This window comes from Mycobacterium sp. (genome assembly GCF_035623875.1).
In the GTDB taxonomy this organism is placed as follows: Bacteria; Actinomycetota; Actinomycetes; order Mycobacteriales; family Mycobacteriaceae; genus Mycobacterium.
Map to the genome: position 1 here is coordinate 22,001 of NZ_DASPSP010000052.1, position 8,512 is coordinate 30,512.

The 8,512-nt window shown below is 64.6% G+C and carries 9 protein-coding genes; 4 read left to right on the plus strand and 5 right to left on the minus strand.

The features are described from left to right. Positions 1-177: 177 nt before the first annotated feature. Together VEI45_RS04475 and VEI45_RS04480 are read right to left on the minus strand one after the other, a co-directional pair. Entirely contained in the window at positions 178-1,002 is an 825-nt protein-coding gene (locus tag VEI45_RS04475; RefSeq protein ID WP_324850517.1) for a class II glutamine amidotransferase, read from the minus strand. A 61-nt stretch (positions 1,003-1,063) separates the two neighbouring features. After that, positions 1,064-2,143: a zinc-binding metallopeptidase family protein gene (locus tag VEI45_RS04480; protein ID WP_324850532.1), complete on the minus strand. Its 1,080-nt coding sequence runs from the start codon at positions 2,141-2,143 to the stop codon at positions 1,064-1,066. 305 nt (positions 2,144-2,448) lie between these two features. Between VEI45_RS04480 and VEI45_RS04485 the strand changes: the two genes are divergently transcribed. Next, positions 2,449-3,480, plus strand: coding sequence for an AraC family transcriptional regulator (locus VEI45_RS04485; RefSeq protein ID WP_324850534.1), 1,032 nt, complete (start codon positions 2,449-2,451; stop codon positions 3,478-3,480). Between the two features lie 60 nt (positions 3,481-3,540). On the opposite strand, the gene VEI45_RS04490 is transcribed toward VEI45_RS04485, so the two are convergent. The 3 genes from VEI45_RS04490 to VEI45_RS04500 are packed head-to-tail and all read right to left on the minus strand — an operon-like array spanning position 3,541 to position 4,977. Next, complete coding sequence (locus VEI45_RS04490; protein WP_324850519.1) at positions 3,541-4,431, minus strand: alpha/beta hydrolase; 891 nt, start codon at positions 4,429-4,431, stop codon at positions 3,541-3,543. Positions 4,432-4,453: 22 nt separating this feature from the next. Then, entirely contained in the window at positions 4,454-4,597 is a 144-nt protein-coding gene (locus VEI45_RS04495; RefSeq protein ID WP_324850521.1) for a hypothetical protein, read from the minus strand. Beyond that, positions 4,594-4,977 carry a DUF1330 domain-containing protein gene (locus VEI45_RS04500; RefSeq protein ID WP_324850523.1) on the minus strand — a complete coding sequence of 128 codons (384 nt, stop codon included), beginning with the start codon at positions 4,975-4,977 and terminating at the stop codon, positions 4,594-4,596. Before VEI45_RS04500 ends, VEI45_RS04495 begins: the two co-directional genes overlap by 4 nt. A gap of 572 nt (positions 4,978-5,549) precedes the next feature. Between VEI45_RS04500 and VEI45_RS04505 the strand changes: the two genes are divergently transcribed. The 3 genes from VEI45_RS04505 to VEI45_RS04515 all read left to right on the plus strand — a co-directional run. Next, positions 5,550-7,268: a thiamine pyrophosphate-binding protein gene (locus tag VEI45_RS04505; RefSeq protein ID WP_324850525.1), complete on the plus strand. Its 1,719-nt coding sequence runs from the start codon at positions 5,550-5,552 to the stop codon at positions 7,266-7,268. An 11-nt stretch (positions 7,269-7,279) separates the two neighbouring features. Then, entirely contained in the window at positions 7,280-8,104 is an 825-nt protein-coding gene (locus VEI45_RS04510) for an SDR family oxidoreductase (RefSeq protein WP_324850527.1), read from the plus strand. A 25-nt stretch (positions 8,105-8,129) separates the two neighbouring features. After that, positions 8,130-8,512, plus strand: a 383-nt coding sequence (locus VEI45_RS04515; RefSeq protein WP_324850528.1) for a wax ester/triacylglycerol synthase domain-containing protein, incomplete at its 3' end; no start/stop codon positions are given.

The window sequence follows — 8,512 nt, forward strand, 5'->3', positions numbered from 1 at the left end:
CGGCAGCGGTACCGGCGACGGCCATATTCGTTGTGTCACAGGAAATATGGGCTAATCAGCTAACCGGCTCCGCTGGTCGGCGAGACGCTGGCCGCGGACTCATAATCCGTTGGTCGCGGGTTCGAGCCCCGCCCGCCCCCACCACCTAAAACCGCACCCCAGACGCAGTTCGGTCAGTCAAATCGGCTGGAACGGTCGCTCTTCGATGTCCTCGCCGATAATCAGTGCGGTCCCGGCGGGCACTTCCCGCCACACCCCGGGCAGATGGGTCAACGGCTCAGAAACCACCACCCGGGCATCATCACCGAAGTGCATCAGCCGCTCGTTGTCGGGGTAGAGCATGCGCACTGACTCTGGATCTTCGCTCACAAACAGCGTGTTCACTTCCGGTCCGCTGGCATAACGGGCCGCGTACAGGCGCACGCCGTCGCTGACCCCGATCGTCATCTGCAGCGCGGGTTCACTCACGCCGGCCGCCGCGGCGGCCGTTTCGACGAAACCTGCCATCCGCGCGATCCCCGCGATCGGGTCATCCGTGAGACCGAAGGTGAGTGCGAGGTGAAATAGCAGCTCCGAATCGGTAGACCCCGCTATGTTGCCGAACAGGTCGGGGCGCACAGCGAACAGCAGATCGCGGCGCAACCGCTGATATCCGCCGACGTGTCCGTTGTGCACAAACAGCCAGTTGCGGTAGCGGAACGGGTGACAGTTGGTCTGCTGCACAGGTGTCCCAGTCCCCGCGCGAACATGGGCAAGAAACAGTCGGGTGCGGACCTCGCTGGCCAGTTCCAAAAGATTCTCGTCGCCCCACGCCGGGGTGATGCTGCGAAATAGCGCCGGTTCGGCACGGTGCTCATACCAGCCCAGCCCTGTGCCGTCCCCGTTGGGAATCTCCATGTTCGGCGCGTGCCTACGGCTCTGCTCGATAAGTGAGCGCTCCGGGTCATGTAGCAGCTCCCTGGGCGCGATCGGGCCGCCCAGGTATCCAACCCACCGACACATCCCACTCTCCTTGCTGCACCTTGTCTCAGCCTGGCATGCCCGCGCTCGTCGCTTCCAGGTATTAGTGACCAGCTGCCGCTGTGCGAGCCGTCTCGCGGATCACTTTGTGTACGAACGCCAGCTTGCGGACCACCGCCTGCGGGATGTCGAATGGGTAAAGCGGATTCTTACCCATGGCGGTGTTCACCCGATTGAAGCACAGCGACAACCACTTCCAGTCCTCCAGCAGCCGCTCGATCGGGGCGTCCTCGTAGGACAGGAGCGGAACGACGTCCCGTTGAACCGAGAAACGGACCCTGTCGGCATGCAAGATCAGTCCGGACTCCCGGGCGGTGTCGATGGTGCCAGTGATGTGCAGATAGTGGGCGAAGCACTCGGCAAAATCCTCCCAGGGGTGCATCGTTGCGTACTCGGAAATGTAGAAGTCACCCCAGTTCGCCGGCGCACCGAATTTGTAGTGTCGTGCGATCTCGTCTTGATAATCGGCACGCTCGTCGCCGAAGATCTCGCGGCACTCGTCAAGATAGCGCGCTGCTCCGGGATCGGTTTCCACCAGAATGTTCTGGTAATAGTGGCCGACCTCGTGGCGGAAGTGACCCAGCATGGTGCGGTACGGCTCACCGAGGTGGACCCGAAGCGACTCACGGTAGGCGTCCAGCGACTCGACCAGATCGATCGTGATTACCCCGCCGGCGTGCCCGATCACCACACGTCCACCGCCGCTGTAACTGGACAGCAAATCAAACGCAAGCCCTCCGTCTTTCCGCCAGAACGGATCGACCGGCAAGCCGATGTCAATGAGCTGATAAATCAACCGCCGCAGGGCGATTCCGGTGGACACCAGCTTTTCCATTGCGACGGTGTCATCGGCGTCGGGCTCACGGCGGATCAAGGAATCCGCCAGACATCGTCCCCGCTGACCGCCCAGTTCCTGTTCTTGAGGCACCAACCAGTTGCAGCCGAGGCTGGCCGCCTTTGTGCATGCAATCCAGATCTGGCCGTCGATAACCGCGGCGCCCGACGAGGTCGCGACCATAGTGCGGCTAGGGACATGCAATCCAAGTTCTGCCAAGCAATTCGGGCAGCGCGGCGACTCGAATGGGACGAAGCCACGGCAGACGGGGCAGGCGAACGCGCGCACGGATTCCATCGTGGCAGTCCGCGCGGGCCGGCCGCATCGCTTCAGCCGGTATCGCGACGGACGCGGCGAATGTCGCAACGGCCTTGGTCAAACTTCACCCGGCAGACGTACCGAGGAGCAGTTCCATCCGTCGCCCGTCCCTACCTACGCGGCGCGCCGCCTCGGCCGTGGCTACCTAACCATAAGGTGCCTGGTCACGCCGGTATCGGAGCGATCGACGGGGCCCTTGCGATCGTCCACCCGGCGTCGACCCGGAAATGGCGATCGGCGCCGGCATCGGGGCGGCGCTATTAGCATTTCAGGACATGTCGGTGGTGCGCGGCACGGCGCTGTCGAATTACCCGCAGCTGGTCGTCGAGCTCGGCGGTGATCCCAAACCGCTGTTGCACAGCGCCGGGATACGGCTGCAGGATATCGCCGAGTACGGCGTCTTCGTGCCGTTGCGCGGCGCTATCCAAGCCGTCGAATTGGCCGCCGAAGCCACGGAAACACCAGATTTCGGCCGGCGACTGGCCCTGCGGCAAGGCATCGAAATCCTCGGGCCAGTGGGCGTGGCGGCCCGCACGGCAGCAACAGTCGGCGATGCGATGACGATCTTTGCCAACTTCATGGCCGCCTACAGCCCGGGTCTGTCGTTCCATGTCGGGCCGGTGAGCGACCGCCCCGATCGGTCATTTCTTGAATTCCAGATTCTTTTGCAGCGCTTGCCGGGCCACGCCCAAACTTTCGAGCTCTCCCTCGGCGTCACCCTGAAGGTGCTGCGGCTTCTGGCTGGGAATCAGTATGTCCCGCTGTCGGTGCACCTGCCCCACCAGCCGCTCACTTCCGCGGCCGACTACCGGCACTATTTCGGCTGTCGGCCTTGCTTCTCACAACCCACCGCCGGCTTCACCATCCGCACCGCCGACCTTTACCGCCCGCTCAGCCACGACGAACTCGCGCACCGGGCGGTGGTTGAATACCTCACCACCCTGGTCGCGGCCAAAGGTCCAGACATGAGCCAATCGGTCCGCACCATCGCCCGCCAGCTGTTGCCCACCGGCGCCGCGAAGCTGGAAGTGATTGCGGCGCAGTTCAATCAGCACCCCAAGACGCTGCAACGCCGCCTGCTCGATGAGGGCACGACGTTCTCGGCGCTGATTGATGAACTTCGCCGCGACACCGCCGAGCACTATCTGCGCGACACCGACATCAATCTGTCCCATTTGACCCGCGAGCTGGGCTACACCGAACAAAGCGTGCTGACCCGATCCTGTCAACGCTGGTTTGGAACCGGGCCCATGGCCTACCGGCGTGCGGTGCGGTCGCGAGAGCAGGCCGCGGCATCCCGACGCTAGCCGGTCAGCACGTGCCCGCAGAGCCGTGAGGAGTAACAGCGCCGAGTCGCTCGAGGTTCCTTAGGTATTGCCTTTTAGGAACTCTCGAAGCTTGTCGACCAGTAGCTCGGGTTGCTGTTCGGGGAACCAGTGACCGACACCGTCGACCAGTTCGACGTCGAAATCGCCGACGCGCTGACCGTATCCGCGCAGCAGCGTGGGGGTCAGCACCGGGTCGGCGGTGCCGTGCAGCCAGCGCACCGGAACCTCGACACGTGCCTCGGCGTATTCGCCGCGAAGCCAGGGCAGAAATTCCCGCGCGAGGAATGTCCGGTACCAGCGAGACCCCGCGACGGCATGACCCGGTTCTCGCATGCGTCGGGCGTAGAGCCAGAAGTCGTCCTCGGGCATCGCGAAGCCCCCGCCAACCCAGGAAATGAGAAACCTGAAAAAGCGTCCCTTCCGATCGGCGATGACCCGCGGCCCCAACATCGGCAGCGCGATTGGGATCTGATACCAGAACCGCCACAGGTGCCGTAGGGTCGCGAGATCAGGTTTGAGCCAGGGCGCAACGGTGTTGACACCGAAGTAACCACTGACCTTCTCGGGGTGGCGCAGCATCATGATGAACGACACCGGACCGCCCCAGTCGTGGGCGACCAGCCTGACCGGCCCGACGCCCAACCGGTCCAGCACGGCTGCTAGGTCGTCGGCCATGTCGATCTTGCGGTAGCGATCGGGCGGTGCTGAACTCCAACCGGCGCCAGGCAAATCCGGACACAGCACCCGGTAGCCGTCGGATGCCAGGGGCCCCACGACGTCGCGCCACTCCCACCAGTTCTGCGGGAAGCCGTGCACCAGCATCACAGCCGGCCCGTCGTCCGGCCCGGCCTCGGCCACATGGATAGTGGCACCGGCGCCCAGCTCGACGAACCGGTGCCGCACACCCTGAAGTGAGGGCAAAGAACTCATCTCGTGATCTCCCATGCTTATTTCAGACAGATGCCGCTGCGGTGATCGTCGCAGCGCGGGATGGCATCGGCGACGGCCCGGCGCCGGGCGGGATCGTTGCGCCCAGCGCGATCGACGGTCCCATCAGGCGCCCAAGCGTGATCATCGCCGCGGCGACGGTGATCACTCCGCCACGGACCATGTCGAGGTTGCGATCAGGTCGCCGCGGTCGAGTGCGGCGGCGCGGTGCTCGTGCACCTTGGCGTACTCCTCAGTCGTCACCATTTCGACGAACGCCGCGGGCGCGGGGTATTCGACGATCAAGATCGCGTCCCACCATGGCCGCTCGCCGTCGCCGATGATGACCGCGGGTGAGGTGCCGCCGTAGACGATGTGGGCTCCCACCCGTTCGAGGTGCGGGGCCACTTCCTGCCCGTATTGCAGGTAGCGCTCAAACCCGCCCGGCTTTTTGAACTGCAGCAGGTTCACCATCACCACCGGCGCATCGGCGGGCCGCGCCATCAGGGCGGCGAACTGTTCAGGGGTGGTCTCCAGAGTTGTGCTCATATGAGTCTCCTTGTCTGAAAGTGTTGAGCAGACGTTCGGCTCCGCCACGCCGTGTCATCAGCGTCATCGAACGTCTCTCTCGTGCAACGGCTCCGGAAGGTTTCGGAGGACGGTGCCTCTTCTTCTCACCGCCCACCCCACGATGCGTCACCAACATGGTCGCGGTCTTGACACTTGAGGACAATCTTTTGGCTGTTCAGGACAATCCTGGACTTAGTGCAGGATTGGGCGCCGACTAGCGGCTTCAGTGGTTGGCCGAGATGCTGCGGAAAGATCGGGTAGCCGTCGCATGCGTTGGCCGAAACGTTCCAATCCCCCTTGTCGTGGCGTCGGTCCCCGCGGGAAACTTCACGGCCTCGCTGAAGAACGACCGAGGACCTGCGGAGGCGGGGACTTTGGCCCTTGCCGTCCGGCGGAGCGGGGTGGTGCAATCCGCAGTACAGCATGCTTACCTCGACGCGTGTCCTGAACTGATAAGAATTTGTCCTGTGTTGTCAAGATTTCCGAAGTGGCCGCGCCGCACAGTGGTATAGCCAGCCAATGAGAAACGGACCCTCGACAGGAGGTTGGAGATGACCGAGATCACCGGTGGCGAGCTGTTTGCGCGCGCTCTTCAAGCAGAAGGGATCGAGTTCTTGTTCGGCCTTCCATCGCCGGAGATTGATCCGCTGCTGGCGCAATTGGAGGCGCACGGCATCCGAATGGTGCCGGTGCGCCATGAGGCAGCCGGCGTGCATATGGCCGAGGGGCTGTACAAGACGACAGGCAAGGTGGCCGCGGTGCTCGGCAATCCCGGCCCGGGTTCGGCGAACCTGCTGCCAGGAGTAGTCACGGCCCTGCACGAGGGTATTCCGGTGCTGGCGATCACGTCGCAACACCGCCTTGGCATCGTCTACCCGTCGCCGCCGTCGACGTTTCAGGGCCAAGACCAACTTGACCTGTTCCGCCCGGCCGTGAAATGGGGCGGCCCCATCTTCGAGTGGGCGCGAATCCCCGAGGTGCTGCGGATGGCCTTCCGCGAGATGCACAATGGCCGCCCCGGCCCGGTGCACATCGAGCTACCAGCACCGATCCTGTACGAAACGGGCGACCCAGAAACCGCGCCTGTGCTGCCGCCAGCTTCGTACCGCGTAGGTCCGCTGCAGCCGTCGGATCGCCAGCTCGACGAGGCTGCTGCGCTCCTGGCCGCGGCAAAGCGCCCGGTGTTGATCGCAGGCCAGGGTGTGGATCGCGCCGACGCACGCGATCGTGTGCTCGAGATCGCCGAGCTGCTCGGCTGCCCGGCGATCAGCACGATGGCCGGCCGCGCGAGCGTCCCGGCCGATCACCCCAACTACGTGTTCGGGTTCGGCCCTGCCGGTGACCTCGCGCGCAGCGAGGCCGACGTGCTGCTGGTTGCCGGCTCGCGGATGGGCAACCTCGACGTCCCCTACGACGTTTACTGGGGCGATCCGGCCGGCCAGCGGCTGATCCAGATCGACATCGACCCACGCGATTTCGGCGTCACCCGCCCGGTGCACCTAGGCATCCTCGCTGACGCGCGGGCCGCGCTCGACGGCATCGCCTCCAGGCTGCGCGCGGCGGACCTTGGGGCGCGCGACGGCGCGAATCTGGCGCGCTACCGCAAGCTCGACGAGGAGGTGCGGAACCAGATGGCGGCGCCGATCCTGCAGTGGCAGGGCCCGGGCATCCATCCCGCGCACGCACTCGGCGCGATCGGCGCGGTGTTCGGTCCGGACGCGGTGTACGCCGTCGACGGCGGCAATACGTCGCTGTGGGCCCATAGCATGCTGCCGCCGACGCGGCCGCGGTCGTATCACTCGATCCTCGAACTCGGCATGCTCGGCACGGGCATTCCGTCGGCGATCGGCGCCAAGTTGGGCGCCCCCGACCGCGATGTCGTCTGTGTCACTGGCGATGGAGCCGCCGGATTCAACGTGATGGAATTGCAGACCGCCGCGCGCGAGAACGTGAATGTCACGGTGATCGTGTTCGCCGAGGGCTCGTGGACGATGGAGGAGATCAACGAGCTCCAGTTGTACGGCACGACATTCGGAACCGCGCAAGGCGAGATCCGCTGGGACGTCGTCGCCCAAGGGCTCGGCTGCCGCGGCGAGTATGTCGACCGCATCGAGGACCTCGACGACGCACTGCGGCGCTCGCGCGAACACGACGGCCCGAGCCTGGTCTGCGTGCGCAGCGACCACGACGCCAACCTGGCCGTACCCGCCGAGATGACGGCGCGATTTTTCGAGGTTTACTTCGGCCCGGCGAAGCCGGCCACCGTCTAGAGGAGGTCCCTATGGCAAAGAACATCAACCTGACCGGAAAGACTGCGGTCGTGACCGGTGCAGGATCGGGGATCGGCGCATCGACCGCGCGGCTGCTCGCCCGGCACGGCGCCAAAGTTCACGTCGCAGACATCAACGCCGAGGCTGCCGCCGACATTGCACGCGAGATCGGCGACGGCGCAGTCGATCACGCGATTGACGTGACTCGGCCGGAAGAGGTCGAGGCGCTGGCCAAGGCTGTCTTCGATGACGACGGGCGCGTCGACATCCTGCACAACAACGCCGGCATCGGCCAAGGCGGTGACATCGAACACACGACGGTCGAGGACTGGCAGCGCGTGATCGGCGTGAACCTGCTGGGCGTCGCCTACGGTGTGCAGGCCTTCGTGCCGCGGATGCTCGACCAAGGTCATCCGGCGACCATCGTCAACACCGCCTCCGAGGCCGGGCTCGTCCCGATAGCGCGAATGGCGCCCTACTGTGCCTCCAAGTTCGGCGTGGTGGGGTTGAGCGAGTCACTTGACGCCGAGTTGCGCCCGCGAGGCATTCGCGTGGTCGCGCTTTGCCCCGGGATCATCAACACGGGGATCGTCCGCGACGGAATCATGCGTGGCCAGCTCGGCGCCGACCAGGAGAAAATCGTTGCCTTCTACGACAAGCACGGTGCGTCGCCGGACACCGTCGCCGCGGCCGTGCTGGACGCGATCGCGCGGCCGCGTGTGATCGTCGTATCGCCGCCGGCGCAAGTCCTGGCCCCGTATCTGCTGCACCGACTTTCCCCACGGCTGGCGCAGCCGCTTTCCCGCGCCATAACGAAGATCGTCAGCCGCGGCTAAACAAAAACTTCCCAGGCAGGCAGTCATGAAACGACTAAACGGTGTCGACGCATTCATGCTGGGTATGGAGACGTCAAAAGCCTACATGCACACGTTCAAGGTGGCGATCATCGATCCGTCCACTGATCCGGAGGGCTGGTCTTTCGAGAGGTTTTACGCCGAGTCGGCACGCCGGATACATTTGGTGCCGATGTTGCGGTGGAAGTACCTCGATTCACCGCTTGGTCTGAATCACCCCTACTGGGTGGAAGATCCCGACTTCGAGCTGCACTACCATGTGCGCCGCGTCGCCTGCCCGCCGCCCGCAGATCACAAGAGCTTGTGTGAGTTCATGGCGGCGATTTATTCCTATCAACTCGACCGCAACCGGCCGTTGTGGATGACCTGGGTAGTTGAGGGACTCGCAGA